General features: G+C 64.2%; 22 protein-coding genes and 1 pseudogene. 6 read left to right on the plus strand and 17 right to left on the minus strand.

What is annotated here, in order from left to right; all coding sequences use genetic code 11:
• The 11 genes from fabZ to rpsB form a co-directional block, all read right to left on the minus strand.
• Nucleotides 1-474 carry a 3-hydroxyacyl-ACP dehydratase FabZ gene (gene fabZ, locus G7078_RS06775; RefSeq protein ID WP_166094333.1) on the minus strand — a complete coding sequence of 158 codons (474 nt, stop codon included), beginning with the start codon at nucleotides 472-474 and terminating at the stop codon, nucleotides 1-3.
• Nucleotides 475-477: 3 nt separating this feature from the next.
• Nucleotides 478-1,068, minus strand: coding sequence for an OmpH family outer membrane protein (locus G7078_RS06780; protein ID WP_166094335.1), 591 nt, complete (start codon nucleotides 1,066-1,068; stop codon nucleotides 478-480).
• Nucleotides 1,068-3,743, minus strand: coding sequence for an outer membrane protein assembly factor BamA (gene bamA, locus G7078_RS06785; protein ID WP_246166286.1), 2,676 nt, complete (start codon nucleotides 3,741-3,743; stop codon nucleotides 1,068-1,070). Before bamA ends, G7078_RS06780 begins: the two co-directional genes overlap by 1 nt.
• Before the next feature lie 77 nt (nucleotides 3,744-3,820).
• Entirely contained in the window at nucleotides 3,821-4,936 is a 1,116-nt protein-coding gene (locus tag G7078_RS06790) for a M50 family metallopeptidase (protein ID WP_166094337.1), read from the minus strand.
• The gene (locus G7078_RS06795) at nucleotides 4,936-6,096 is read right to left on the minus strand and encodes a 1-deoxy-D-xylulose-5-phosphate reductoisomerase (protein WP_166094339.1); all 1,161 of its coding nucleotides are present in this window, start codon (nucleotides 6,094-6,096) and stop codon (nucleotides 4,936-4,938) included. The genes G7078_RS06790 and G7078_RS06795 overlap by 1 nt, the downstream gene beginning before the upstream one ends.
• A complete protein-coding gene (locus G7078_RS06800) occupies nucleotides 6,093-6,725 on the minus strand; it encodes a phosphatidate cytidylyltransferase (RefSeq protein ID WP_166094341.1) in 633 nt (210 codons plus the stop codon). The genes G7078_RS06795 and G7078_RS06800 overlap by 4 nt, the downstream gene beginning before the upstream one ends.
• Nucleotides 6,722-7,483, minus strand: a complete 762-nt coding sequence (uppS, locus tag G7078_RS06805) for a polyprenyl diphosphate synthase (RefSeq protein ID WP_166094343.1) — start codon at nucleotides 7,481-7,483, stop codon at nucleotides 6,722-6,724. The genes G7078_RS06800 and uppS overlap by 4 nt, the downstream gene beginning before the upstream one ends.
• Nucleotides 7,480-8,040, minus strand: a complete 561-nt coding sequence (gene frr, locus G7078_RS06810; RefSeq protein WP_166094345.1) for a ribosome recycling factor — start codon at nucleotides 8,038-8,040, stop codon at nucleotides 7,480-7,482. Before frr ends, uppS begins: the two co-directional genes overlap by 4 nt.
• Nucleotides 8,041-8,043: 3 nt before the next feature.
• Entirely contained in the window at nucleotides 8,044-8,766 is a 723-nt protein-coding gene (pyrH, locus tag G7078_RS06815) for a UMP kinase (RefSeq protein WP_166094348.1), read from the minus strand.
• A 90-nt stretch (nucleotides 8,767-8,856) separates the two neighbouring features.
• Nucleotides 8,857-9,801 carry a translation elongation factor Ts gene (gene tsf, locus G7078_RS06820; protein WP_166094350.1) on the minus strand — a complete coding sequence of 315 codons (945 nt, stop codon included), beginning with the start codon at nucleotides 9,799-9,801 and terminating at the stop codon, nucleotides 8,857-8,859.
• A gap of 95 nt (nucleotides 9,802-9,896) precedes the next feature.
• On the minus strand, nucleotides 9,897-10,649 hold the full coding sequence (rpsB, locus tag G7078_RS06825) for a 30S ribosomal protein S2 (RefSeq protein WP_166094352.1): 753 nt from the start codon (nucleotides 10,647-10,649) through the stop codon (nucleotides 9,897-9,899).
• A 263-nt stretch (nucleotides 10,650-10,912) separates the two neighbouring features.
• On the opposite strand from rpsB, the gene G7078_RS06830 reads away from it, so the two are divergent.
• Nucleotides 10,913-11,140, plus strand: coding sequence for a hypothetical protein (locus tag G7078_RS06830; protein WP_166094354.1), 228 nt, complete (start codon nucleotides 10,913-10,915; stop codon nucleotides 11,138-11,140).
• Here the strand turns inward: G7078_RS06830 and G7078_RS06835 are convergent.
• Nucleotides 11,094-11,828 carry a CDP-alcohol phosphatidyltransferase family protein gene (locus tag G7078_RS06835; protein ID WP_166096226.1) on the minus strand — a complete coding sequence of 245 codons (735 nt, stop codon included), beginning with the start codon at nucleotides 11,826-11,828 and terminating at the stop codon, nucleotides 11,094-11,096. The two genes, G7078_RS06830 and G7078_RS06835, sit on opposite strands and share 47 nt — an antisense overlap.
• Nucleotides 11,829-11,866: 38 nt before the next feature.
• A complete protein-coding gene (locus G7078_RS06840; protein WP_166094356.1) occupies nucleotides 11,867-12,598 on the minus strand; it encodes a phosphatidylserine decarboxylase in 732 nt (243 codons plus the stop codon).
• Nucleotides 12,599-12,714: 116 nt separating this feature from the next.
• On the opposite strand from G7078_RS06840, the gene G7078_RS06845 reads away from it, so the two are divergent.
• A complete protein-coding gene (locus G7078_RS06845; protein WP_166094358.1) occupies nucleotides 12,715-13,947 on the plus strand; it encodes an NADP-dependent isocitrate dehydrogenase in 1,233 nt (410 codons plus the stop codon).
• Here G7078_RS06845 and G7078_RS06850 read toward each other — a convergent pair.
• Together G7078_RS06850 and G7078_RS06855 are read right to left on the minus strand one after the other, a co-directional pair.
• The gene (locus tag G7078_RS06850) at nucleotides 13,938-15,149 is read right to left on the minus strand and encodes an FAD-dependent oxidoreductase (RefSeq protein ID WP_166094361.1); all 1,212 of its coding nucleotides are present in this window, start codon (nucleotides 15,147-15,149) and stop codon (nucleotides 13,938-13,940) included. The two genes, G7078_RS06845 and G7078_RS06850, sit on opposite strands and share 10 nt — an antisense overlap.
• A gap of 66 nt (nucleotides 15,150-15,215) precedes the next feature.
• Nucleotides 15,216-15,422, minus strand: coding sequence for a hypervirulence associated TUDOR domain-containing protein (locus tag G7078_RS06855; protein ID WP_166094363.1), 207 nt, complete (start codon nucleotides 15,420-15,422; stop codon nucleotides 15,216-15,218).
• 76 nt (nucleotides 15,423-15,498) lie between these two features.
• On the opposite strand from G7078_RS06855, the gene G7078_RS06860 reads away from it, so the two are divergent.
• Nucleotides 15,499-17,277: a cation:proton antiporter domain-containing protein gene (locus G7078_RS06860; RefSeq protein WP_166094365.1), complete on the plus strand. Its 1,779-nt coding sequence runs from the start codon at nucleotides 15,499-15,501 to the stop codon at nucleotides 17,275-17,277.
• Here G7078_RS06860 and alaS read toward each other — a convergent pair.
• Complete coding sequence (gene alaS / locus G7078_RS06865; RefSeq protein WP_166096228.1) at nucleotides 17,274-19,925, minus strand: alanine--tRNA ligase; 2,652 nt, start codon at nucleotides 19,923-19,925, stop codon at nucleotides 17,274-17,276. The genes G7078_RS06860 and alaS overlap by 4 nt on opposite strands.
• A 92-nt stretch (nucleotides 19,926-20,017) precedes the next feature.
• Here alaS and G7078_RS06870 point away from each other — a divergent pair, with 92 nt between their 5' ends.
• The 3 genes and pseudogenes from G7078_RS06870 to G7078_RS06880 all read left to right on the plus strand — a co-directional run bounded on the left by G7078_RS06870 (nucleotide 20,018) and on the right by G7078_RS06880 (nucleotide 23,382).
• Nucleotides 20,018-21,589, plus strand: a complete 1,572-nt coding sequence (locus G7078_RS06870; RefSeq protein WP_166094368.1) for a hypothetical protein — start codon at nucleotides 20,018-20,020, stop codon at nucleotides 21,587-21,589.
• 39 nt (nucleotides 21,590-21,628) lie between these two features.
• Nucleotides 21,629-22,330 (plus strand): annotated as a pseudogene (gene mtgA, locus G7078_RS06875) (monofunctional biosynthetic peptidoglycan transglycosylase); the annotation flags it as partial.
• Nucleotides 22,331-22,671: 341 nt separating this feature from the next.
• A complete protein-coding gene (locus G7078_RS06880; RefSeq protein WP_166094370.1) occupies nucleotides 22,672-23,382 on the plus strand; it encodes a hemerythrin domain-containing protein in 711 nt (236 codons plus the stop codon).
• Here the strand turns inward: G7078_RS06880 and dnaE are convergent.
• On the minus strand, nucleotides 23,379-26,816 hold the full coding sequence (gene dnaE / locus G7078_RS06885; protein ID WP_281346906.1) for a DNA polymerase III subunit alpha: 3,438 nt from the start codon (nucleotides 26,814-26,816) through the stop codon (nucleotides 23,379-23,381). The genes G7078_RS06880 and dnaE overlap by 4 nt on opposite strands.
• Nucleotides 26,817-26,875: the final 59 nt, after the last annotated feature.

Here is a 26,875-nt window from a genome sequence, read left to right on the forward strand (position 1 = left end):
TCAATCGCTGGGCGGGTCCGCGATCATCGCGGTGAAGCGGGCTTCGGCGGCAACCTTGCCGTCGACCAGCGCCCGCCCGGCAAACTTGCACACGCTCGGGCGCTTCTGCACGAATTCGACTTCGAGGCGGAGCAGGACGCCGGGTTCGACCGGCGCCCGGAACTTGGCCCCTTCGATCGCCATGAAGTAAACCAGCTTGCCGCTGTCGCCGAGACCGAGCGACTGGATCGCCAATACGCCTGCCGCCTGGGCAAGCGCTTCGACAATCAGCACCCCGGGCATGATCGGCCGGCCCGGGAAATGGCCTTGGAAAAACTGCTCGTTGATCGTCACCGCCTTGATGGCGACGATCGACTTATCGAGCTCGATGCTCTCGACCCGGTCGACCAGCAGTAAGGGGTAACGGTGCGGCAGGGCCGCCATGACCCGCCGAACATCGAGCGGGCCGACAGCTTCCGACGCACCGTCACTCATGCTTTAGCGGCCCTGCGGCTGCTGCTGGGTCGCCTGCTGCGGGAGCGGGGTGACGCTGATGGACGTTAGCTGCTGGTTAAGTGCAGCGAGCGTCTCCGCGGTCACGTCGATCGTCGGATCGTTAGCAAGCGTGCTCTGCTTGTTGAGGGCAATCGCCGCGCCGCGCCGAGCGCGAACCTGCTCGACAACCGCGATCAGTCGGGTTCCGATCTGCTGCTGGACGTGCGCCTGGGTGGACCGGAGCTGCTGTTGGCGTTGTGCAAGCTGCTGGCGAGCGGTGTTCTCACGCTGCTGGTAGGCATCGACACGCTTCTTGAGCGCGGCATCGCTGTTCGCCTTCGCGCCAAGCGCCTTTGCCGCCGCTTCGATCGCGCGAGCTTCAGTTTCAAGCGGTTGCGACAGCGTCGTCGAATATTGCTGGGCCGCCTGGAGCTGCTGCTCGAGCTGGGTCCGCGCAGTGCGGCAGGCGTTGCAGTTCTGGATGATGGATTCGGAATCCACGACGATGACCCCGCCGCGCTGCTGTGCGCTCGCGGTGGAGGCGGCGGAGATGGTGAGGACCGACGCTGCGGCCAGGATCAATGAATTGCGCATCAGTATGCTGTTCCTACGTTGAAGCTGAAGACTTTGTCCTCGTCGCCGTCCTGCTTGAGCAGGGCCTTGGCGAGGTCGATCCGGAGTGGACCAAAAGGCGATACCCAGTTGAAACCGAAGCCCACCGACAAGCGCGGCTTGGCCGAATTGCCGAGGAAGAATTCCTTGGAGCCCGGCTGGAAGCTCGCCACGTCATTGGCCCCGGGGACCAGCAATGTGGCGCAGTCGGCCTTGGTCTGACCGGGGTTTAGCTGCTTGAACTGGGTCACCGCATCGGCGCCGGTCCCGGAGGTAAGAGCGCAAATGCCCGGAATGTCGTTCAGCAGCGGCTTTTTGAGGCCAAAGACCGACCCCGCCTCAACATAAACGCTCGGGCGGATCCCAAGGCTGCGCAGCCCCGACGTCATCGGCGGCTCCACTTCGACCCGCGCCATATAATAAGCGTGACCGCCGACCGCGTCGCTGACCTTCTTCGCAGTTTCCAGGTCTAGCACGCCCTCGGCGTTGTAAAACAGGCGCTGAATGCGCGGCCCCACGCCCCGGATGTCGAAGCCGCGCAGTGACGGCGATGGGCCGAAGAAGCGGTCGGTGAGCCGGATTGGATCGGCGCCCGATGCGGGACCGTCGCTGAACGGATGGATGTAACCACCCTCGGCATGCGCCGACAGGACGATGCCGTTCTTCCGGCCCCAATATTTGGTGGCGTCGGCACGGGTGCGCAGGTAGCGGACGTCGCCGCCGAGCCCGGCGAAGTCCTGGGAAAGAACCAGCCGCTGACCGCGCGTGGGTCGAATGCCGTCGGTATTGTCGAAACCGATCGAATAACCGACCGTCGACGTCACCCGCTTGCCGAGTTCATCGCAAAGGTACCGCCCTGCCTTCAGTGGATCGCACTGCGAGTCCAGCGGACCGTTCCCGTCGGGATCGGTGTAGTAAAAGCTTTTCGACAAGGTGACGTCGTCGAGCACCAGCGAATATCGGGTCGCCAGGGTGGTATATTCGTTGATCGGGAAGCCGAGGCGCAAGCCGCCGCCGGTGCTGACCTGCCCGTACGTCGTGTTCTTTTGCCCGCCCGAGTAATTGAAGCTGTTGTAGTCGCGGCGATAGATCTGCCCGCCGAGCAGCACCTGCCGATCGAACAGGTAAGGCTCGGAGAAGCTCAGATTGATCGAGCGCGAATAGCGCGAATAATCGATCCCAGCGCCCAGCGACTGGCCCATGCCGCGGAAGTTGTTCTGCTGCACGGACAACGACAGGACGAATTGCTCAAGGCTGGAGTAGCCGCCGGAGAACTGGATCTGCCCGGTCGGTTTTTCCTGCAGGTCGGCAGTCAGCACCACGCGGTCATCGGCCGAGCCTTCCGACTGCTTGATCTCGAACTTGTCCTGGAAATAGCCAAGGCTCTGGATACGGTCCTGCGTCCGCTTGACCTTGATCGCGCTGAAGGCGTCGCCTTCGTTGACGCGGAATTCGCGGCGGATCACCTTGTCGCGAGTCACGGTGTTGCCGTTGATATCGACCCGTTCGACGTAGACGCGCGGAGTCTCTTCGACGCGGAAGTTGATGTTCATCAGCCGCTTGGCGGGATCGCGATCGTAGCCGGGGTTGATGTTGCTGAAGGCATAGCCAAGGTTGCCGGCGATCTCGCTAAGATCGGTGACCGTGTCCTCGATCGCCTGGGCGTTGAACCACTCGCCCGACTTGACCTTCACCTGCTCCATCACCTTTTCGGCGGGGAGGTCGCGAAGGGCGCTTTCCGCCTTGATCTCGCCGAACTTGTAGCGAGGTCCCTCTTCGACGACGTAGGTGATGATGAAGTCGCGGCGGTCAGGCGTCAGCTCGGCAAGCGCAGAAATCACGCGGAAATCCGCGTAGCCCTGCGTCAGGTAGAAAATGCGCAGCTTCGACTGGTCCGCAGCAAGGCGGTCGGGGTCGTAAGTGTCGTTGGACTTCAGGAAGCCGAGAACGCCGCCCGACTCGCGGCTGAACATTTCCTTGCGGAGACGATCGTCCTTGAAGGCGTCATTGCCGATAATGTTGATCGCCCGGATCTTCGACTTGTCGCCTTCATAGATTTCGAAAACGACATCGACGCGATTCTGGTCGAGCTGCACGATCTTCGGCTCGACCCGGGCAGCGAAACGGCCCTCGCGCTTGTACAGCTCGACGATCCGTTCGACGTCGGAGCGGGCCTGCGTGCGGGTGAAGATCTGCCGCGGAGCAAGCTTGATCTCCGGCATGATTTTGTCGGTCTTGAGCCGCTTGTTGCCCTCCAGCACGATGCGGTTGATGACCGGATTTTCCTTGACGTTGATCACCAGGTTGCCGGTCTCGGCACCAGTGATGTTGACGTCATTGAACAAGTCCGTGGCGTAAAGGTCCTTCAACGCTTGGTCGAGCGTCGCCGCGGTGTAACTCTGCCCGGGCAAGATACTGGCGTAGGAAATGATCGTCGCCGGCTCGAGTCGCTGATTGCCGCGAACGGAGATCGAGCGGATCATCGAGCTGGCCGGTGCCGCTGGGGCAGCGACCGGCTGGGCAACTGCCGGAGCCGGCTGGCTGCCGGTCGCGGGCGCGGCCGCTTGTGCGTGCAGTGGCGACCAGCCGCCAAGAGCGGTCCCAACGAGGAGCATTGCGCCAGCGCGCCGCCCGAGCTTCGTCTTGTTTGAAATCACGCGTCCCCGCCTATGAAGTCTCTACCGCGGCCCAAATCCGAGCCGCTGAACGGATGCCAGCCCCTGCCCCAACCTACCTAGCCAATCAAGCTTCCGAGGCGCTCCCACACGCCAAACGAGCCAAGATCGTTCAGCGTCGTGAACAGGAACAGGGAAAGCAACAGCGCAAGGCCGCCGCGAAATGCCCACTCCTGCGCGCGAGCGCTGACCGGGCGCCGGCGAACTGCCTCGATTGCATAGAATAGAAGATGGCCACCATCCAGCATCGGAACTGGCAACAAGTTGATGAATCCGAGATTAATTGAAATCAAGGCGACAAGGGCCGCGAAGGCGAAAGGCCCGGCCGCGGCGCCTTCCCCGGCCACTTTCGCGATCTTCAGCGGGCCACCGAGTTGCTCCGGCGAGACCCGGCCACGGACCATTTGGACAAGACCGTCGACGATCCCCTCGGTCATCCTGGCGGTGTAGCGTACCGCGGTCGCCGTCGCGTCAACGGGACCGAGCCGTTCGCGGGCAGTCACCGAAGACGTGACCCCCAACAACCCTGCCTGGAACGTCCGGGTGCCGTCTTTGAAGGTGGTGGATCCAAGCGTTACCGGGACAGACCGAAGCTGTTCGCCGTGTTGCACGGTGACCGGTATCGTTTCGTTCGGCCGAAGCAGCACGATCCTGAGAATGTCGTCGAAGGTCGGCGTGGCCCGGCCCGCAATCGCGACCAGGCGGTCGCCAGGCTGGATTCCTGCCGCCGCGGCCGCACTGCCCGGCTTCACCGATCCCACGACATTGGTCAGGGGCGCCCCGACAAAAGCGAAGAATGCTGCAAAAATGGCGATGGCGAGCAGGAAGTTCGCAACCGGGCCAGCCAGTACGATGAGGAACCGCTTCCACACCGGCTTGCCTGCGAAACTGTCGGGACGACTGGTCGCGCCCGCGGTTGCGCCAGCGCTGGCAGGGTCGGCGTCGCCAACGAAGCGCACGTAACCGCCAAGGGGCAGCCAACCGACCTTCCACCGTGTGCCGCGTTTGTCGGTCCAGCCGAAGATTTCGCGCCCGAAGCCGATCGAAAAGATCTCGGCCCCGACGCCGAAGGCCCGTGCGACCAGGAAATGACCGAGCTCGTGCACGAACACCAGCGGACCGATCATGGCCACGAAGGCGATGACAATCAGCCACAGCGGCGGATCGGCGAACATTAGGCACATCTCTCAAGCGCGAAGGAGCGGACGTCCCGGCGCACCGCCGCATCGAGCGCCGTCACTTCAGCGATAGAGCGCGGCAGCGTCGTGGACGTCGCGTCGAGGGCGCGCTCGACCATCGCGGGGATTTCGGTGAAGCCGATTTGGCCGGCGAGGAAGAGCTCGACCGCAATCTCATTGGCAGCGTTAAGGACCACCGCCGCGCCGTCTCCAGCTTCGAGCGCCCGGCGCGCAAGCCGAAGCGCCGGGAACCGGTCCAGGTCGGGCGCCTCGAAGTCCAGCCGCCCGACCTCGATCAGGTCGAGCTTCGCGGCCGGCGTTTCCATCCGCTCCGGCCAGGCCAGGGCATAAGCGATAGGGATGCGCATGTCGGCGCTGCCCAACTGGGCAAGCATCGATCCGTCGACGAATTCGACCAGCGAATGAACGATGGATTGCGGGTGGATGACGATGTTGATCTGCTCCGACGGCAATGCAAACAGGTAATGCGCCTCGATGAGCTCGAGACCCTTGTTCATCAGCGTCGCCGAATCGACGGAGATTTTCGAGCCCATCGACCATTTCGGATGGGCCACCGCTTGCGCGGGCGTGGCCGAACGAAGCTCAGCCCTCGTGGCAGTGCGAAAAGGCCCACCGCTCGCGGTGAGGACAAGTCTTGCGACGTCTTGTGAGCGGCTAGTCGCAAGGCATTGAAATATGGCGTTATGTTCGCTGTCGACGGGCAACAGAGTTGCTCCGGACTTTGCCGCCGCATCGATCATCAAATGGCCGGCCGTTACCAGCGCTTCCTTGTTGGCGAGCGCGACCGTCTTGCCCGCCTCGACCGCCGCCATGGTCGGCAGCAAGCCGGCGCAACCGACGATCGCCGCCATCACCAGCTCTGCTTCGCCAGTTGCCGCCTCGGCCAGGCCGTCGGCGCCAGCAGCCGCCTTGCAGTCGGTGCCCGACAAGGCATTGCGAAGCTCGTCCAACCGAGCGGGGTCGGCAACCACGGCCAGCTTCGCCTGCGTCGCCCTCGCGGCCTCGGCAAGCGCCGGCACATTCGTCTGCGCGGTCAAAGCGATGACGTCGAAGCGTTCGGGCGAGCGAAGGATCAGGTCCAGCGTCGATTTGCCGACGGACCCGGTCGCGCCCAGGATAGAGATGCGCCGCTTCACGCGACGCCGGCGAAGCTAATGAGGGCCGTAAGGATCGCGACCGGAAGCAGGCCGTCCAGCCGATCGAAAGCACCGCCGTGCCCCGGAAGCAGTCGCCCGGAGTCTTTCACGCCGGCGCGGCGCTTGATCCAGCTTTCGAACAGGTCGCCGCCCTGCGCCACCACCGAAAAGAGAGGCGCGACCAGGATCAGGATCCAGTGCAATTGCATCACTAAGACCCATGCCCCGGACAGGATCGTCGCCGCCGCCACGCCCCCGTAGAATCCTGCCCAGGTCTTGCCCGGGCTGATGGCGGGCGCAAGCTTGGGGCCGCCAATCGATCGCCCGACCAGATAGGCGCCAATGTCGGTGGCCCAAACGATGATGAAGGCCCAGACAACCAGCCACAGGCCGCTGTCGGCGCGATCGCGAAGCCATAGGAGCGCCAGCGCGGCGAGAAGCGAGTAAGCGAAGCCGCTGATATACCAGCCCGCTCCCCAGCCCTTGGTCAGGCGAGTCCATTCATAAAACACCGCAGTTGCCGCAGCCGCCACGAAGACCGCGAACCAGTAGCCGCCAAGGAACAGCGCGCAGATTGCGACCGAAACCATCACCACGGCCGAGATCGTGCGGACGACAAATTCGCTCATCGGCCGCCGAATCTCCGTTGCCGGGCCGCAAACTGGCCTAGCGCATCGTTGAAGGCCGCTTCATCGAAGTCGGGCCACAGGACCGGCGTGAACAGCAGCTCCGCATAAGCGGTCTGCCACAACAGGAAATTGGAAAGGCGTACTTCGCCAGAGGTACGGATCAGCAGGTCCAGTTGCGGCAACTCTGCAGTATCGAGTTCCGCTTCAATGGCGGCCTCGTCGATGGATTCGGGGGCGATCTCTCCGGCAACGGCTTTGCTCGCGAGCTTTGACGCGACCGCTGCAAGCTCCGCTCGAGAGCCGTAATTCAGCGCAATGACGAGGGTCAGTCTGCTGTTGGACGCCGTTCGCGCAACCGCCGCTTCCAGCTGCTTGGCAAGATCGGGCCCGAACGCTCTGTAATTGCCGATCAAGCGCAGTCGGACGCCTTCGCTTTCCAGTCGCTTGAGCTCTCGCTCGAGATAATAGCGCATCAGGCCTTTGAGGTCGGAAATCTCCTCGTCGGGCCGGCGCCAGTTCTCGGATGAGAAGGCGTAGATGGTGAGGACTTTGACGCCGGCGTCCGCGGCCGCTTGGAGGGTACGACGCAACGCTTCGGCGCCGGCACGATGGCCAGCGACGCGCGGCAGGCCCCGCTGGCTGGCCCAGCGCCCGTTCCCGTCCATGATGATGGCGACGTGGCGCGGCACCGCGCTGGCGCCACCATTTCCGGCGCTCTCAGCCGCGTTCACGGCGGATGGCGCCGGCTGAGAGGTCACTTGCCCAGGATTTCCTTTTCCTTGGCAGCCGACACCTCGTCGATTTCCTTGATCGTGTCGTCCGTCATCTTCTGAACTTCAGTCTCGAACCGCTTGCGCTCGTCCTCGCTGATCAGATGCTTCTTCTCGTCCTGCTTGAGATGATCCATCCCGTCGCGGCGAACGTTGCGGACGGCGATCCTGGCTTTTTCGGCATATTGCCCAACCAGCTTCGCCAGTTCCTTGCGGCGTTCCTCGGTCAGGTCGGGGATGGGCAGGCGAATCATCTGGCCGTCGGTGATCGGGTTAAGGCCAAGGCCCGCCGAGCGGATCGCCTTTTCCACGGGCCCCACGTTGGAGCGGTCCCAAACCTGGACGGAGATCATGCGCGGTTCCGGCACCGATACCGTTGCCACCTGGTTCAATGGCATGTGCGCGCCGTAGACTTCGACGTTCACCGGATCGAGCAACGCCGTCGAGGCACGACCCGTGCGAAGGCCGCCAAGGTCATGCCGCAACGCTTCTATGCCGCCCTGCATGCGTCGCTGAAGGTCTGATTTGTCATACGTGCCGGCCATCGATCAGTCTCCGTTCTGAACGATCGTCGCAACGCCACCGCCCGACAGAACCTGCGCTAGGTTCCCCGGCTGACGAATGTTGAAGACGACGATCGGAATATTGTTGTCGCGGCACAGGGCCACGGCGGCGCCGTCCATCACCCGCAAGTTGTCGCTGAGCACGCGATTGAACGACAATTCGTCGTAGCGGGTGGCGGTGGAATCGGTCTTCGGGTCGGCGGTGTAGACCCCGTCGACACTGGTGCCCTTGAACAAGGCGTCGCAACCCATTTCGGCGGCGCGCAGCGCAGCTGCGGTATCCGTGGTGAAATAGGGGTTGCCGGTGCCCGCGGCGAACAGCACGATCCGGCCCTTTTCCAAGTGCCGGAGCGCGCGACGGCGAATGTAGGGCTCGCTGATGCTGGCCATCGGGATTGCCGACTGGACGCGGGTATCGACGCCCGCCCGCTCAAGCGAGCCTTGCAGCGCGATCGCGTTCATGACCGTCGCCAGCATGCCCATGTAGTCGGCATTGGCGCGGTCGAAGCCTTTCGCCGCGGCCGCCATTCCGCGGAAGATGTTGCCGCCGCCGACGACCAGGCACAGCTCCGGGCAGATTTCCCGCGCCGTCGCGATCTCCGCGGCGAGGGCATCAACCGCTTGGGGATCGATCCCGAACTGCCCCTGCCCCATCAGCGCTTCGCCGGACAGCTTGAGCAGGATGCGTTTAAACCGCGGGCGGGTCATGCGCGAATGCAGTCCTTTAGATACACGAAGGGCGGCCATGCCTTTATGGCGCGGCCGCCCCGTTGCCAACTGCTAAGCGGCAACGCGTGCTTATGCGACCGGCTCAGCCTTGCTGGTGCCAGCGGCAGCGGCGACCTCGGCCGCGAAATCGTTGGCTTCCTTTTCGATGCCTTCGCCAAGCTGGAAACGGACGAAGTTGGTCAGTTCGATGCCTGAGCCGGCGTCCTTGCCGGCAGCGGCGAGGACTTCAGCGACCGGGGTCTTGTTGTCCATCACGAACAGCTGCGACAGCAGGGCGTTTTCTTTGCGGAACTTGGCCATCGCGCCTTCGACCATCTTGACTGCGATGTTCTCCGGCTTGCCGCTTTCCTTCGCCTTTTCAAGCGCAATGCCACGTTCGCGCTCGATCAGCGCCGGATCCAACTGGTCGCCGTTGAGCGCCAGCGGGTTCGCAGCGGCGATGTGCATCGCGATCTGCTTGCCGAGCGCCTGAAGTGTGTCGGCCGGTGCGCCGCTTTCGAGCGCGACGAGCACGCCGATCTTGCCCAGGCCCGGAGCCACGGCGTTGTGAATGTACGACACGACCGCGCCCTGCCCGACTTCGAGCACGGCAGCGCGGCGAAGCGACTGGTTCTCACCGATCGTGGCGATGTTGTTGGTCAGCTTCTCCGAAACCGAACCGCCGCCCGGATATTGTGCGGCGCCGAGCGCTTCGACGTCATCGCCCGTTTGCAGCGCAAGCTTCGCGGCATTGCGGACGAAATCCTGAAACTGCTCGTTCTTGGCGACGAAGTCGGTCTCCGAGTTGATCTCGACGAGCGCTCCGCGATTGCCTTCGACGGCAGCGCCGATCAGGCCTTCGGCGGCGGTGCGGCCGGCCTTCTTGGCAGCGGCGGCCAGGCCCTTGGTGCGGAGCCAATCGACGGCCGCTTCCATCTCGCCATTGGTTTCGGCCAACGCCTTCTTGCAATCCATCATGCCGGCGCCGGTGCGCTCACGCAGTTCCTTGACGGATGCGGCGGTGATCTCAGCCATATCTATATCCTCTTGCATGGACCCCAGCGCAGGCAGGGGCCCAGTTATTCCGTTGAAAAAAGGGCTCTGCTCCCGCTTTCGCGGGAGCGGCCAAGTCAGGCGACCGCGGCCTCGACCGGCGGTTCAGCCATGGCGCCGACGTCCTCGCCGCGCGCCTGGGCGTTGCCACTGCGGCCAGCGGCGACGGCGGCGGCGATCGAATCGCAATACAGGCGGATCGCGCGGCTGGCGTCGTCATTGCCCGGGACCGGGAATGAGATGCCGTTCGGGTCGCTGTTCGAATCGAGGATCGCGACGACCGGGATGCCAAGCACGTTGGCTTCCTTGACCGCCAGCTCTTCCTTGTTGGTGTCGACCACGAACATGATGTCCGGCAGGCCGCCCATGTCGCGAATGCCGCCGAGCGACTTTTCGAGCTTGTCGCGCTCACGGGTCAGCTGCAGCACTTCCTTCTTGGTCAGGCCGGCGGTGTCACCCGAGAGCTGCTCTTCAAGCGTCTTCAGGCGCTTGATGGAGTTGGAGATCGTCTTCCAGTTGGTCAGCATGCCGCCAAGCCAGCGGTGATTGACGAAGTGCTGGCCGGAGCTCTGCGCCGCTTCGGCGACCGCATCCTGCGCCTGGCGCTTGGTGCCGACGAACAGCACCTTGCCGCCACGCGCGACAGTCTGCTGAACGAAGTCCAGCGCGCGCGCGAACAAGGGTACGGTCTGCGAAAGATCGATGATGTGGACGCCGTTGCGATCGCCGAAAATGTACGGCTTCATCCGCGGATTCCAGCGGTGGGTCTGGTGGCCGAAATGCGATCCGGCTTCAAGCAATTGCTGCATGGTGACGACAGTAGCCGCCATAAGTCTTCTCCTCCGGTTTAGCCTCGACGGAACCGAGTCACCGATCAGCTGATCGGCACCGGTATGTATGGTTCCGTCTGTGGAATGCCCGGGCCCCTACCCGAACACTCGTGCCGTTTCAACCTTTCGCCGCGTGATCGGCGCGTGCGCTTGACACGATAGAACAAATGGGGAACATTCCCTCGTCCTACCTACCCGGAAGACCCCGTGCCGGAACAAAGCGTGTCCGACATGGTTCAACCCGAAACCCAAGGGACGAAGTCATGCTTGCACCGTTCGCAACCCTCATCTTCCTCGTCACCGCGTGGCTGATTGCCAAGCTTGTCATCGAAACGATTGACGACAGTGGCCAGCGCATCGTCGCGGCGCTTTTCCGCCGACAGCCGACAGTTGCGGTTCACGCGATGAAAATCCCGGTCAGGGCCAGCCGCCAGCGTACGCCGGCTAGGCCGGTTGCTGCACCGCGGATGCAGTGGCGCGACGCCGCTTGACCCTCGCATAGCTGCTCAGGCTGAAGGGCAAGGTCAGCAGGTAGACGCCCGCGATACCCAGCAACGTGATCCAGGGTGCCCGGATCAGGGCCGCTCCTAGCAACGCGATCCCGGCAAGCGCGAACAAGCGCCAACCGCTGCGGATCCGGAGCGACGTCCAGCTGAAGGTCGGGACGCTCGAGATCATCAGCAGTGCGATGAAGACGGTCCATGGCATTACCAGCTGCCAGGCCCGAAACAGCTCGTTGCCGGTGATCAACCAAAGGAAAATCGGGATGAAGGCGACGCCTGCTCCCGCCGGTGCCGGGACGCCGGTGTTGAAGCCGGCGGATTTGTGCGGCTGGTCGGTGACATCGATCCGCGCGTTGAAGCGCGCCAGGCGAAGCGCGCAGCACACCGCCAGCGCCAGCGCCGCGACCCAACCGAACATCGGCGCGCGCTGAAGCGACCAGAGAAACATGATCAAGGCCGGCGCAGTTCCGAATGCGATATTGTCGCTCAGGGAATCGAGCTCCGCGCCGAAGCGGCTTTGCGCGCGAAGCAGCCGGGCGATCCGACCGTCGAGACCATCGAGAACGCCGGCGAAAACGATTGAGCCGAGCGCCTTTTCCCACTCCCCGCCAATGGCGAAGCTGACCCCCGTCAATCCGAAACAGAGCGCCAGCAAGGTGATTGCGTTCGGGACCATCGCACGAAACGGAATTCCGCGCGCTTCCCGATCGGCGGTCACTGGCTGATTCCAGCGGTTGCTGGCTGCACGCCAAGCTCCGCGATCACCGTCTCCCCGGCAATCGTACGTTGCCCGAGGAGGACCCGCGGCCCGGTTCCGGCGGGCAGGTAAACGTCGACCCGGCTGCCGAAACGGATCATGCCGATGCGCTGGCCGCCCTCGACCGCGTCGCCTTCACGGACGAACGTGAGGATCCGCCGTGCGATGAGGCCGGCAATCTGGGTGAAAGCGATGCTCACCCCGTCCGCACTTTCGACGATGAAGTGCTGCCGTTCATTGTCCTCGCTCGCCTTGTCTAGGTCGGCGTTGACGAACTTGCCCGGAACGTAGGCCATTTTCGTCACTCGGCCGCTGATCGGCGAGCGATTGATGTGCACGTCGAACACGCTCATGAAAATCGAAACGCGGGTATATTCCCCCGCTTCCATGCTTCCGGCGAGCTCAACCGGCGGCGACACCTTCGAAATCAGCGTGATCAACCCGTCCGCCGGAGCGACGATCAACCGCGGGTCGCGCGGCGTCGTCCGGATCGGATCGCGGAAGAAGGCCGCTACCCAGATCGTCACGCCGACCAGAAGCCAGCCGAGGAAGTGGCTGAACGCACTGTACGTGACGATCGTCGCCACCCCGGCGATCAGGAGGAACTTGCGGCCCTCCGGATGAACCGAAGGAAAGCGCCATTTGACGTTCGTCGTAAGGGGCCCGTCGGGGCTCTTGAGTTTGGCCATGCGGCTTCCCTTAAAGACGCTGCATCGGCTGCACAATCTCGGCGCCCGGTTGCTTTGGCGGGAGCGCCTGGCCTATGCGCCCGCCGAACTTCCGTTCCAGGATAGCAGAGGCAGCAATGGCCAAGATCAAGGTGAAGAACCCCGTCGTCGAAATCGACGGCGACGAAATGACGCGCATCATCTGGCAGTGGATCCGCGAGCGGCTGATCCAGCCCTACCTCGACGTGGACCTGCTCTACTACGACCTTTCGGTCGAAAACCGCGATGCCACGGAAGACCGGGTGACCGTCGAAGCGGCCGAGGCGATCAAGAAGCATGGCGTCGGCGTGAAATGCGCCACCATCACGCCCGACGAGCAGCGCGTCGAAGAATTCGGCCTCAAGAAGATGTGGAAGTCGCCCAACGGCACGATCCGCAACATCCTGGGCGGCGTCGTCTTTCGCGAGCCGATCGTGATCGCCAACGTCCCACGCCTAATCCCCGGCTGGACCGACCCGATCGTCGTCGGCCGCCATGCCTTTGGCGACCAGTATAAGGCGACCGACTTCCTGGTCCCGGGCAAGGGCAAGCTGACCATAAAATGGGTCGGTGAGGATGGCCAGGAGATCGAGCATGAAGTGTTCGACTTCCCAAGCTCCGGCGTTGCCATGGGAATGTACAACCTCGACGAGAGCATCCGCGACTTTGCCCATGCCTGCCTGAACTACGGGCTCAACCGCGGCTGGCCCGTATACCTGTCCACCAAGAACACGATCCTCAAGGCTTACGACGGGCGCTTCAAGGATCTGTTCCAGGACATTTACGACAACGAATACAAGGCGAAGTTCGAGGCGGCTGGTATTGAATATCAACACCGGTTGATCGACGACATGGTTGCCTCGGCCCTCAAATGGAGCGGCAAATTCGTCTGGGCCTGCAAGAACTATGATGGTGACGTCCAGTCGGACCAGGTGGCGCAGGGCTTCGGTTCGCTAGGCCTGATGACGTCGGTGCTGATGACGCCCGACGGCAAGACCGTGGAGGCGGAAGCGGCGCACGGCACCGTCACCCGCCACTATCGCATGCACCAACAAGGGAAGGCGACCTCGACCAACCCCATTGCGTCGATCTTCGCCTGGACCGGCGGCCTCAAGTATCGCGGCAAGTTCGACGATACGCCCGAGGTGGTGAAGTTCGCCGAGACGCTGGAGCGCGTCTGCGTCGAAACCGTCGAGTCCGGTCAGATGACGAAGGATCTCGCGATCCTGGTCGGCCCCGACCAGCCATGGATGACGACCGAGCAATTCTTCGAGGCGATCCGCGCCAATCTCGAACAGGCGATGACCGCCGAAGGAATCGGTCAGGCGTAAGCGTTAGGCGAGCGCACCTTCTCCCGCCGGATGCCAAGGCCGATCAGACGCCCCGGTATCCGCCGCAACAGCGGGACGCGATCGAACAGCCGAATGATCACGGGCGCCTGGCGGATCGGTTCGCCGGGCTGGAGAAGCTTTCCGATCACCCTGTCCTGCGCGGCTTTCTGCCCTGCCTGGATGATCCGCGTAGGTAGCAGGCGCCGCTTCTGAACCTTGTGCAGCAACGCATCCACGTCTGCGCCCGCCGCAAGCGGACCAGCGAGGCAGTTGGCGGCCGCGACTGCGTCCTGGATGGCGAGATTGATCCCGACGCCGCCGATGGGGCTCATCGCATGCGCGGCATCGCCGATAGCCAGCAGCCCGGGACGATGCCAGCGGGTCAGTCGGTCGAGCGAGACGCTGAGCAGCTTCAGGTCGTCGATTGCATCGAGTTCGGCGAGATCGAGGTCGGGCGCTGCGGCTGCAACCGCCTGGCGGATCGGCCCGATCCCGTCGGCCTTCATCGCTTCCGCCTTGCCCTTGGGAATGACCAGCGCGCACTGCCAATAATCGCCGCGGTCGATGAGCACGAGCAAGCGGCCGCGCTCGAAGCTGCCCCGAAGCTTCTCCCCGCCGCTGCGTTTCGGAATCCGGAACCAGAAGACGTCCATCGGCGCTCCAAGAGTCTCCAGCGGCAGCATTTTCTGCTTTCGAACGATCGAGTCCCGGCCGTCGGCGGCGATCGTCAGCCTTGCCCGCATCGCGGTGCCGTCGCGTAGCCGGACGCCTTCGATGCGCCCGCCTTCCTCGATCAGCCCTTCGACCGGCGCATTCATCTGCAATGCGAAGCCCGGGAATGCGCTCGCCTGCTGGCGCAGGAAATCGAGGAAGTCCCATTGCGGCATCATCGCGATGAAGGGGGCCGGCGTGGGCAGATGTGACAAATCGCCGATCGCCCAGCGGCGGCCGGCCAATTCGAGCTCCGCACCCCTCAATTCGCTATGCGGCCGCTTTAGGAATTCCTGCAGCAGCCCGAGCTGATGGAGGATTTCCATGGTCGAAGGGTGGACCGTGTCGCCGCGGAAATCGCGGAAGAAATCGGCATGCTTCTCGAGAACTTCGACGCGGCATCCGGCGCGGGCGAAAAGCAGTCCCGCCATGATCCCCGCCGGGCCGCCACCGACGATGACCAGGTCGCGATCGTTGTTCCCCGCGGGCATTTGCCGAGTGTCGCACACTTGGCGCCGATGCGGAAATGCACTCGGTTGATCGTTCGCGCTGGTCGATCAGCCTTTCTTCAAGGCTCGTGGCTTGTGCGCGGCGCGCTTGCCCTCGTCCGTCTCCACCAGATATTCCGGATTGTCCTTCGATGCCGCGACCTTGTGACCCTTGATGGTCATTGGCGAGGTGACTTTCTTCACCACCTTGCCGTGCGCGTCGCCGCCATGCGAGCTCCAGCTGACGCGGTCGCCCTTCTTCAGTTTTTCAGCCATTACGTACCTCCGCGCGACCAACGCTCGGGCGCCCCGCCGGGGTGACAGAATCCGGGCGACCTGCTCTAAAGCGGGTATGCACGGTAATTTCGCGACTTCGGGGTTCAGCGACGCGCTGGTAATCCTTGGCGCGGCCGGAATCGTGATCCCCGCCTTCGCTCGCCTGCGCATCAGCCCGATTATCGGCTTCATCCTTATCGGCGCGCTCGTCGGCCCAGCGGCCCTCGGCGCACTTTCTCACAGCCAACACTGGCTGAGCTATGTGACGATCTCCAACCCCGAGGCGATCGGGCCGTTTGCGGAGCTCGGCATCATCATGCTGTTGTTTTCGATCGGCCTAGAGCTGTCTTTCCGACGCTTGTGGACAATGCGCCGGCTTGTGTTCGGCGTTGGCGCAGCCGAGCTGATCCTGGGCGCCTCGGTCATCGGGATCGGACTGTACCTGCTTGGCGAGAGCCTCAGCGGGTCGGTCGGCCTGGGCCTGGCATTGGCACTGTCTTCGACGGCGCTGGTCATTCCCTTGGTCGGCACGCACAGCCCGGTCGGCCGTTCCGCGCTCGCCATGCTTCTGTTCGAGGACGTTGCGCTGGTCCCCATCGTCTTCGCCCTGGGCGCAATGTCGCCTGCTGCCGATGCAGGGGTTGGCGAATTGCTGACCACCCTTGCCTTCGGCGTGGTTGGAGTCGCGGGCCTTCTGATCGGCGGCCGGCTGCTGCTCCCACGCCTGTTCGCGCAAGCCGCTCGGACCAAGAGCCCGGAGCTGTTCCTTGCCGCGTGCCTGGTCGTGGTCATCGTCGCCAGCCTGATCACCTCCGCGATCGGCTTCTCGCCAGTGCTGGGCGCGCTCGTCGCCGGGATCGTCATCGCGGAAACCGAATATCGCGGCGAGGTGGAGGTCGTGACCGCACCACTACGCGGCCTCGGCCTCGGCATCTTCCTGATCACCGTCGGCATGGGGGTCGACCTGCGCCTCGTGATTGCCGACTGGCAATCGATTTTTGCGGCCGTGCTGGGCGTCCTGCTGGTCAAGGCGATGGTCACGGCCTTCCTGCTTCGGCTCGAGGGGGCCAGGCCAGCGGTCGCGGCGGAAACCGGCGTCCTAATGGCCTCGCCGTCGGAAACGACCCTGATCGTGCTCGCGACCGCAACCGCCGCGCAGCTGATCAGCGGCGAGACGGCGGCCTTCTGGCAGATCGTCACCGCCATCGGCCTGACCGTGACGCCGCTGCTTGCCAATCTCGGCCGGCTGGCGGCGCGTGGCATGGACCGGGGCGCCCAAGGCCGGGCTACATTGAGCCTGGAAACGAGTGCTTCCGGGAAGGTCGTGGTCCTCGGCTTCGGTCGGGTCGGCCGCATGGTCTCGGAAATGCTCGACGCGCACGAGCGCGACTATATCGCCATGGATGCCGATCCTGACGTCGTCGCGGCCGGCGCCGAAGATGGCTTTCCGCTGGTGTTCGCGGATGTCGCCCACCCGGCAATCATCAGCCGCATCCAGCAAGGCCGGCCAACCGCCTTCGTGCTGACCATGGACAATCCCGTCCTCGTCAACCGGATCGCGCGTCGCCTTCGGGAGACCTTCCCGGACCTTCCGATTGTCGCACGCGCTCGCGACACCGACCATGCCGCCGAGCTCTATCGTGCCGGCGTTACCGATGCGGTGCCGGAAACGCTGGAAGCGTCGCTCCAGCTCGCGGAAGCCGCGCTGGTCGATCTTGGCGTTGCGATGGGCCCAGTCATCGCCTCCGTCCACGAAAAGCGGGATGAATTGCGCTCCAGGATCAAGGCCGCGGCCGAACTCGTCGAACAGCCGCGGCTTGGCCGCCGCCGCGCGCGGGACTCGGTCAAGGTTTAAGCGGGTACGCTTTCCAGCGCCTGCTTGACGGCGGCAAGTGCCTCGCCTGCCTTGCCACCTTCCGGACCACCGCCCTGTGCCATATCCGGGCGGCCGCCGCCGCCTTGGCCGCCGAGCGCGGAAACAGCGACTTTGACCAGCTCGACGGCGCTAACTTGGCCCGCCAGGTCATCGGTGACGCCGATCGCGACGCTGGCGCGCCCCTCGTTCACGGCGACCAAGGCGGCAATGCCGGATCCGACGCGCTGCTTCAGCGTGTCGATGGCGGAACGCAGGCCCTTGGGGTCGAGGCCTTCGACAATTTGACCGATGAAGGCGTGGCCGTTGACCTGTTCGGCGGCGGTCGTGTCCGACTTGGCCCCGCCACCCATCGCCAGCGCCTTCTTGGCCTCGGCGAGTTCACGCTCGAGCCGCCGCCGCTCGTCGACCAGCGCGGCGACACGAGCCGGAACGTCCTCAGGCGAACTCTTCAACGTGGCGGCCGCTTCACGAAGCCTCGCGTCGCGTTCGACCAGCCACTGCCGCGCGGCTTCACCGGTCAGCGCTTCGATCCGCCGGACGCCGGATGAAACCGCACTCTCGCCGATGATCTTGAACAGCTGGATGTCGCCCAGCGCGTTGACGTGCGTGCCGCCGCAAAGCTCGACCGAATAATCGGCATCGACACTGCGCCCCATGCTCAACACGCGGACCTCGTCCCCGTATTTTTCGCCGAACAGGGCCATCGCCCCGGCGGCGATCGCCTCGTCCGCGCTCATGAGCCGGGTCGTTACCCCCTCGTTCGAGCGGATATGAGCGTTCACCTCCGCCTCGATGGCGGCAATGTCGTCCGCGGTCAGGGCAGAGGGATGCGAAAAATCGAAACGCAGGCGATCCGGCGCAACGAGGCTGCCTTTCTGCGTAACATGGGTACCAAGGCGGTGGCGCAAGGCGGCGTGCAGCAGGTGCGTCGCGCTATGGTTTGCCCGAGTCCGGTCGCGGCGCTCGCCATCGACCTTCTGTTGCAGTGTCTCGCCGACCGAGACTTCGCCCACCCTGACCTTGGTGCGCAGCACATGCAGCTTGCCTAGCGGTTTGTTCGTGTCCACAACTTGCGCTTCCAAGCCCTTGAGCGAAGACAGTTTTCCGCTGTCGCCTACCTGTCCCCCGCTTTCGCCGTAAAACGGGGTCTGGTTGAGAAGCAGGTCGATCGTCTCGCCTTCCTTGGCGGACTGGACGGATGTTCCGTCCCTGACGATGGCAAGCACGACGCCCTCGCCTTCATCGCCGGAATAGCCGGTGAACTCCGTCGCGCCATGCTCTTCAGCAAGGTCGAACCAGATATCGTCGCTGGCCTTCGCGCCGGACCCTTTCCAGGCTGCGCGTGCCGCTGCCTTCTGCTGCGCCATGGCGGCGTCGAAGCCCTCGCGGTCGACCGCCAAGTTCTGGGCTCGAAGCGCGTCCTCGGTAAGGTCGTAGGGGAAACCGAACGTGTCGTAGAGTTTGAACGCGGTCGCACCGGAAAGTGTGCCGCCTTCCGGCAAATTTGCAGTCGCTTCGTCCAGGAGCTTGAGGCCGTTGACCAGCGTCTGGCGGAACCGCGTCTCTTCCTGCTGAAGCGTCGCTTCGATCAACGGCTGCGCGCGCAGGAGCTCGGGGTAAGCGCCGCCCATTTCCGCGACCAGAGCCGGTACGAGCCGATACATCAGCGGCTCGCGTGCGCCGAGCAGATGCGCATGCCGCATCGCCCGCCGCATGATCCGCCGAAGCACGTAACCCCTGCCCTCGTTAGCGGGCAGAACACCGTCGGCGACTAGGAAGCCGGACGTGCGCAGATGGTCCGCGATGATCCGGTGACTGGCCGTCATTGCGCTGCTTGCATTGCCGGTCAGGGATTGCGACGCTTCGATCAGCGCGCGGAAGGTGTCCGTGTCGTAATTGTCGTGCACGCCCTGCAGGACCGCGGCGATCCGCTCCAGGCCCATGCCTGTATCGATGCTCTTTTTGGGCAGTTCGGAGACGATTTCGCCTGCGGCCTGCTCATATTGCATGAAGACCAGGTTCCAGATTTCGACGAAGCGGTCGCCGTCCTCGTCCGGACTTCCGGGCGGACCGCCGGGAATGTGCTCGCCGTGATCGAAGAAGATTTCGGAGCAGGGACCGCACGGCCCGTCGTCGCCCATCGACCAGAAGTTGTCCTTGGTCGGGATCCGGATGATGCGGCTGTCGGGGAGGCCCGCAATCCGCTTCCACAGGTCGACCGCCTCATCATCGGTATGATAGACGGTGACGGTCAGCCGGTCGGGGCTGATCCCCCATTCCTTCGTGACCAGGTTCCACGCCAGCTCGATCGCGCGATCCTTGAAATAATCGCCAAACGAGAAATTGCCGAGCATTTCAAAGAAGGTATGGTGGCGCGCGGTGTAGCCGACATTGTCGAGGTCGTTGTGCTTGCCGCCAGCCCGGACGCACTTCTGGCTGCTTGAAGCGGTCGTGTACGGCCGGGTTTCGAGGCCGGTGAACACGTTCTTGAACGGCACCATGCCGGCGTTGGTAAACATCAACGTCGGATCGTTGTGCGGCACCAGAGGCGCCGATGCGACCCGGGCATGACCCTCCTTCTCGAAAAAGTCGAGGAAGGATCGGCGCACATCGTTGGTCGAGGTCATCAGCGGCATGTAAATGCGCCGCTGCAGTGCGGCAAGGCGGGACGGTGGACGAGTGGCGCGCCCGTGCTAGGCTTTGCCAGAGGGGGAATCAGATGATCCATTTGCTCTATGCGGCTGCCATCGTCGCGCAGGCGCCACCGCCTGCCACCCAGCCCGCCGCCGCGAGCGAGCACCGCAATCATTCCGACATGGCGGCACCGAAGTCCCCCATGCTGATGCCCGGTTACGGGAGTGGCGGCTTTCCCGTCGGAACGTCAAACCCGCGCGCGCAGGCCTTCTTCGACAACGGCATGCAGCTGGCCCACGCCTTTGCCCACAAGGCCGCGGTTGAAGCGATGGTGGAAGCGGTTCGGCTCGATCCCAATTGCGCCATGTGCCTGTGGGGTCAGGCCTGGGCCGACGGGCCGACGATAAACTATGGCAAGAACGAGCAGGAGGTCGAGCAGCTCAAGGCGCTTGCCGACAAGGCGGCCGAACTCGCCAAGCCGCGCGGAACCGAGCGAGAGCGCGCAATGATCGAGGCGCTTCAGCTTCGCTACACCGATGGCGGTGGGGGCAAGAACGGCGACTTGAACTTCGCCAAGGGGATGGCTGCGCTTGCGATGCGATATCCGGACGACAAGGAAATTGCGGTCCTTGCCGCGGACGCTTGGTTGATGACCGCGGCCGCCAATCGCGCCGAAGAAAAGCTGAATGCCGAAATGGCGATGCCCCTGCTTGAGCGAGTCCTGGCCCGCGACCCGAACTACACCCCCGCGATCCACTTTTTCATTCACGCAGCCGAGGCCGCCAGCCGTTCTGCTTCGGCGGAACGCTTTGCCGACCTACTCCCTGCCCTTGCGCCGCGGGCTAGCCACCTCGTCCATATGCCCAGCCACACCTATTATTGGGTTGGCCGCTATCAGGACGCCGCCGACGTCAATATGCGCGCTGTCCAGCTTGGCATCGAAAATGCCCAGCGGCTCGGGCTGCCGGAGCCGGACGGCGTTTGGGGTCTTCCCTATCACGTCCACAATGTGACGTTCGGCCTTGGCGGCGCGCTGATGGCCGGGGACTCCAGGACTGCGCTCGCGCTCGGCCGGCCCCTGGTCGAGCGTTCGCAAGTGGGCACCGAAGCAGGGCCGTTCCGCCAACTGATCGCCGCTAGCGGCTATGCCGCGGTCGGGCTGTTCGCACCCACGGCCGAGGTGCTGGCACTGCCCGAACCCAAGCTGCCCTACGTGACTGCCGCCTGGCATTACGCCCGCGGCGAGGCATTCGCGCGACTTGGCAATGCGGCCCGCGTTCGCGCCGAGGCTGCGGCCATCCGGGCCGTGCCGGGAGGGACCAGTCCGGACGACGGATCGATGCAGGCGCAGCAAATGACCTTCATCGCTCGCAACGTGCTCAGCGGCCGCGCCGCGCTGCTCGAGCACCGCCTGGTCGAGGCCCAGGCCCATTTCCGCGAGGCCGCCGAGCTTCAGGAAAATCATGATTTCAGCCGCTTCAGCGACCCTCCCGCCTGGTACTATCCGGTGCGCCGCGATCTCGCCGCGGCCCTGCTGGCCGCCGGCGACCGGGCCGGCGCAATTCGCGAGGCCCAGGCGGTGCTTGCGTCTCGTCCCAAAGATCCCGGCGCGCTGCAGCTGCTTCGCAAGCTCGACGCCGGCCCGAGCGCCCGCTAGGCCTCCGTCGTGCCGCCGCCCAAACGTAAACCCCTGCCGTTGCCCTACAAGCGGAAGCGCAAATATCCCGCGCTGGTCCGACCGTTCATCTGGCTGTTCAAGCTGATCCTGATCCTGGCGATCATCTCGGTGCTGTGGGTGTTCGAGTATAAATTCTTCAACCCGCCAACCACGGCGACCATGATTTCAGACAAATGGGCGGGCCGGGGAGCGACGCGCAAATGGATGCCGATCGAGCAGATCGACCGCGACATGGTGCGGGCCGCGATCGCTGCCGAGGACGGCAAGTTTTGCCAACACAACGGCTTCGATATTGAGGCGATCGAGGATGCGATGAAGCGCAACGCCTCGGGCGGGCGAATCCGCGGCGGTTCGACGATCAGCCAGCAGACCGCCAAGAACGCATTCCTGTGGCAAGGCGGCGGCTATCCCCGCAAAGCGGCGGAGGCTTGGTTCACCTTCCTGATCGAAAATCTGTGGGGCAAGCGCCGGATCATGGAGGTCTACCTCAACATCGCCGAGACCGGCATCGGGACCTATGGCGTCAACGCCGGCTCGATGCGTTATTTCGGCCATGACGCAAAGGCGATGAGCCGAACGGAGGCAGCGCGGATTGCCGCTATCCTGCCCCTTCCAAAAGCGCGCGGCGCAACGTCGCCCAAGGGCTTCACCAAGCGGTACGGCAACACGATCGCAACGCGGATCGGCACAGTTGCGCGCGACGGGTTGGACGCCTGTGTCTACAAAGGCATCCAGGCGCCGCCTGAACGGACACCAGAAAAAACGAAAAGCGGTCCGCTGCCGGGTTCGGAATATGAGAGCGCAAAGCCGTTACCGCCGGTCGAAAAGCCGGTGTCCGTGCCGGCCGAGGAAGCGCCAGTCGAGGCGGATCCAGCCACGACCCCCGACCCGGTGTCAGCCTCCCCGGTCGAACCGACCGCGACCGTCGACGGAAAGCCGGCGCCGCAGGAGCCAACGCCCGACGCGAGCTAAGCCTCAATTCGTCGCGCGACCGACTCGCAACAGGAACGCCTCCCCCGCCCTGCCGTTGAATCTCGAAACAGATTCAATGGAGGAAAATCATGGCAACACGCACCAAAAGCGCGACTTCGAAAAGCAGTGGCACGACCAGTCGGGGCCGCTCGAGCACCAAGACCAAGACGGCGCCCCGCGCCACTGCGGAGCGTGAAAGCAATACGTCAGGCGGCCGCGGATCGTCGGAGCGGAGTGCCTTCTCGTTCGGCAACGGCAACAGCAGCACCGGCGCTTTGGTCGGCGCGGCCCTGGCCGGCGCGGCCATCGGCTTTGCCGCCAATTATGGCCGCAAGCTCCTGATGCAGGGCATGGAAGCCATGGCCGGCGATTGGGACGTCATTCTCGCCAATGAGCATGAGATGACGCTGGCGATCTTCGACAAGATGCTCGCCACCGATGAGACGCAGACCTTCAAGCGCAAGATGCTGCTGATGAAACTGACGCATGCGCTCGACAAGCACGCGCACCAGGAAGAAATGGTCGTTTACCCGGCGCTCCGCGAAGCCGGCATCCGGGTCGAAGCCGACCAGCTCGAGCACGAGCATGGCGAGGTGAAGACGTTCCTCTACGAGCTGCAGCAGATGGGCGGTGAATCGCCGAACTGGATCGAGCGCGTCCGGGAATTCCGCGACCTCGTCTCCCGCCATGCCCACATGGAAGAGGAAGAAGTCTTCCCGTCGTTCAAGCGTGTCCTGACCGAGGAGCAGGATGCGAAGATCACGAGCTTGGTGAACCGCGACGGCTTCTGGCAGGCCTAACCGACCAGGGCGAGCTTCGGCGGCTCCTGCACCGACAGGTCGACGCTGGATTCGCCCGCCAACACGGTGATTCGGGCGGCAAGCTCCGCATCCAGCATGAAATCGCGGCCGGCGAGGATCACTGCCTCGTCGGCCGTTTGCGTACCGACGATCAGGCGCACAACGCCAGTCCCCCCCCGCGCGCGGTTCAGCTCCGCGGCAATTGCAGGCATGAAAGCCGGATCGCTCACGCGGATGGTCAGATGGAGCCGGGTCCGCTTCGCCAGCGTCTCTAGCGGCTGGAAGCGCTTGATCGTCACGCGTGGCAATTCGTCGCCAGGGCGGCGGTCGAGCTCCACGGTGAGTAGCCCACAGGCACCGGACTGCGCCGCTTGCTCCAGCGCAATGGTCGCCTCGTCATCGAAGGCGGTCGCAACGAACTGGCCGGAAGGATCGCTGACCGTCGCCATCTGGTAGCGTCGGCCCTTGGCCGATGTGCGCCACCGCGTGTCCTCGATCAGCGCCGCCATGGTCGCGGTCACTCGCTCCTCGGCCGGAATGGGTACGGAAGCCAGGTCGCCAAAGCGCTTCACCTTGTACGCGGCCAGCAAGTGCGCGTGCGCATCCACCGGGTGGGCCGAGAAATAGAAACCGAAGGCTTCCCGCTCAGCCGCCATGCGCTGCGACAGGCTCCATTGCATGTCGACCAGGCGGATCGGCGGGACGCTGGCATCCCCGGCGCCGAACAGCCCCCCCTGCCCGCTGGTCCGCTGATCGGCGGCGCTCGCCGCGTGGGCAAGAATGGTCTCCGCCGAAGCGAACACGCTCGCCCGATTGGCGGCCAGCTCGTCGAATGCGCCGCCGCCTGCCAAGCTTTCGATCTGGCGTCGGTTGAGTATTCGAGGATCGACCCGCTCCGCGAAATTATCGATGGTTGAAAAAGCGCCGCCCGACTCGCGCTCGGCAACCAGCGCCTCCATCGCTTTTTCCCCGACGCCCTTGAGCGCGCCAAGCGCGTAGCGGACACCGCCCTCTTCAACAGTGAAGCAGGCGCCGCTGGCGTTGACCGACGGCGGCAGGCACTCGACCCCGCCGCGCCGCATGTCCTCGACGAACAAGGACAGCTTGTCGGTCAGCGCCAGGTCGAAGGTCATGGAGGCGGCATAGAATTCGGGACGGTGGTGCGTCTTGAGCCAGGCCGTCTGGTAGGCGACGAGTGCATAGGCCGCGGCGTGGCTCTTGTTGAAGCCATAGCCGGCGAACTTGTCGATCAAGTCGAACAGCTCCGACGCCTTCTGCGGCGAAATGTCGTTCGCCGCGCAGCCTTCGACGAACCGGGCCCGCTGCGCGTCCATCTCGCTCTGAATTTTCTTGCCCATGGCACGGCGAAGCAAATCGGCCTCGCCCAGGCTGTAGCCGGCGAGCACCTGCGCCGCCTGCATCACCTGTTCCTGGTAGACAAAGATGCCGTAGGTTTCGCGCAGGACCTGTTCCAGCATCGGATGCGGATATTCGATGGCGGCGCGGCCATTCTTGCGGTCGCCGAACATCGGGATGTTGTCCATCGGGCCAGGGCGATACAGCGAGACCAGTGCGATGATGTCGCCGAAGCCGGTCGGCCTGACCGCCGACAGCGTCCGCCGCATCCCTTCCGATTCCAGCTGGAAGACGCCGACCGTGTCGCCCTTCTGCAGCAGTTCGTAGACCGCGGGGTCGTCCAGCGGGAGGGCCGTCAGGTCGACATGCACGCCGCTTGCGGCGAGCAGCCGCTGCCCTTCCTTGAGCACCGACAGGGTTTTGAGGCCGAGGAAATCGAACTTCACCAGCCCGGCGCCCTCGACATATTTCATGTCGAATTGGGTGACCGGCATGTCGGAGCGCGGATCGCGGTAGAGCGGGACGAGTTCGTCCAGCGGCCGGTCGCCGATGACCACACCCGCTGCGTGGGTCGAGGCGTGCCGCGGCAAGCCCTCCAGCCGCATCGCCAGGTCGAACAGCTTCTTCACCTGGCTGTCCGACTTATATTCGGCGGCCAGTTCCGAGACGCCGTTGAGCGACCGCTCGAGGGTCCAAGGGTCGGTCGGATGGTTCGGGATCAGCTTGGCCAGGCGATCGACCTGGCCGTAGCTCATCTGCAAGACTCGCCCCGTGTCCTTGAGCACGGCGCGGGCCTTCAAGCGCCCGAACGTGATGATCTGCGCGACCTTGTCCCGCCCATATTTACGCTGGACGTAGGCAATCACCTTGTCGCGATGGGTTTCGCAAAAATCGATGTCGAAGTCCGGCATCGACACGCGTTCCGGATTGAGGAAGCGTTCGAACAGCAGGTTGAGCTCGATCGGATCGAGATCGGTGATGGTCAGTGACCAGGCAACGACCGAGCCCGCGCCGGACCCGCGGCCCGGTCCGACCGGAATATCGTTCGCTTTCGCCCATTTGATAAAGTCGGCGACGATCAGGAAGTAGCCCGCGAACCCCATGTTGATGATGACGTCGAGTTCGAAATCGAGCCGCTCGCGATAACGCGCCAAATCCTCCGCGCTTCGATCCGTGAGCCGGTCGTCGAGGCCGGCGTGGGCATCCCGGCGAAGCTGCTCGTCTTCCTGGTCGGAGAGTCTCGGCAAGATCGGCCGCCGCTTCGGCGCACCGACGGCACAGCGCTGGGCGATGACCGCGGTGTTGGCCAGGGCTTCCGGAACGTCGATGAAGAGCTCGGCCATGGCGGCCGAATCCTTCAACCAGGCGTCGGCCGACGAAGTTACCCGCTCGTTACTTTCGACGTAGGCCGAATTGGCGATGCACAGCAGCGCGTCGTGCGCGGCATGGAAGCTGGGATCCTTGTAAGCGGCAGGATTGGTAGCGACGAGCGGCAAATCCCGTGCGTAAGCAAGGTCGATCAATCGTTCTTCGGCGGCCTCCTCGACAGGGTCACCGCGCCGGCTGAGCTCAATGTACAGCCGATCCTTGAACAGCGCCTGCAGCCGGTCGAGGTATGCTGAGGCCTTGTCGTCCTGCCCATCTGCCAGAAGCCGGGCGAGCGCGCCCTCGCTGCCAGCGGTCAATGCCAATAGGCCGCCGGACAGGCCATCAAGCTTGGCGAAGGGAACGTGCGGCTCCTGCTCGACCGGCCGATCGAGATGCGCGGCCGACACCAGCTTGCACAGATTGTCGTAGCCGCTTTCGTCCTTGGCCAGCAGCGCCAGCCAGTCGATCCCGGCAACGCCGAGTTCGGCCGGGCGGGCCACGGCCAGCATCGCGCCGACCACCGGCTGCACCCCCTTGGCGATGCAGGCGTCGGTGAACGGCATTGCGGCATACAGGCCGTTGCGATCGGTGAGTGCGACGGCGGGGAAACCAAGCTTGGCCGATTGCTCGGCAATCGTCTTGGGCTCCATGGCCCCTTCGAGCATGGTGAAGCAGGAAAAAACGCGTAGCGGGACGTAGGGGCCGGGCACGGGACGAATATGCGTTCGCAGGCGCAGCTATGGAAGCGCTGCGCGGGCAATTATCCCCA

Origin of the sequence: Sphingomonas sinipercae, from assembly GCF_011302055.1 — a bacterium.
In the GTDB taxonomy this organism is placed as follows: domain Bacteria; phylum Pseudomonadota; class Alphaproteobacteria; order Sphingomonadales; family Sphingomonadaceae; genus Sphingomicrobium; species Sphingomicrobium sinipercae.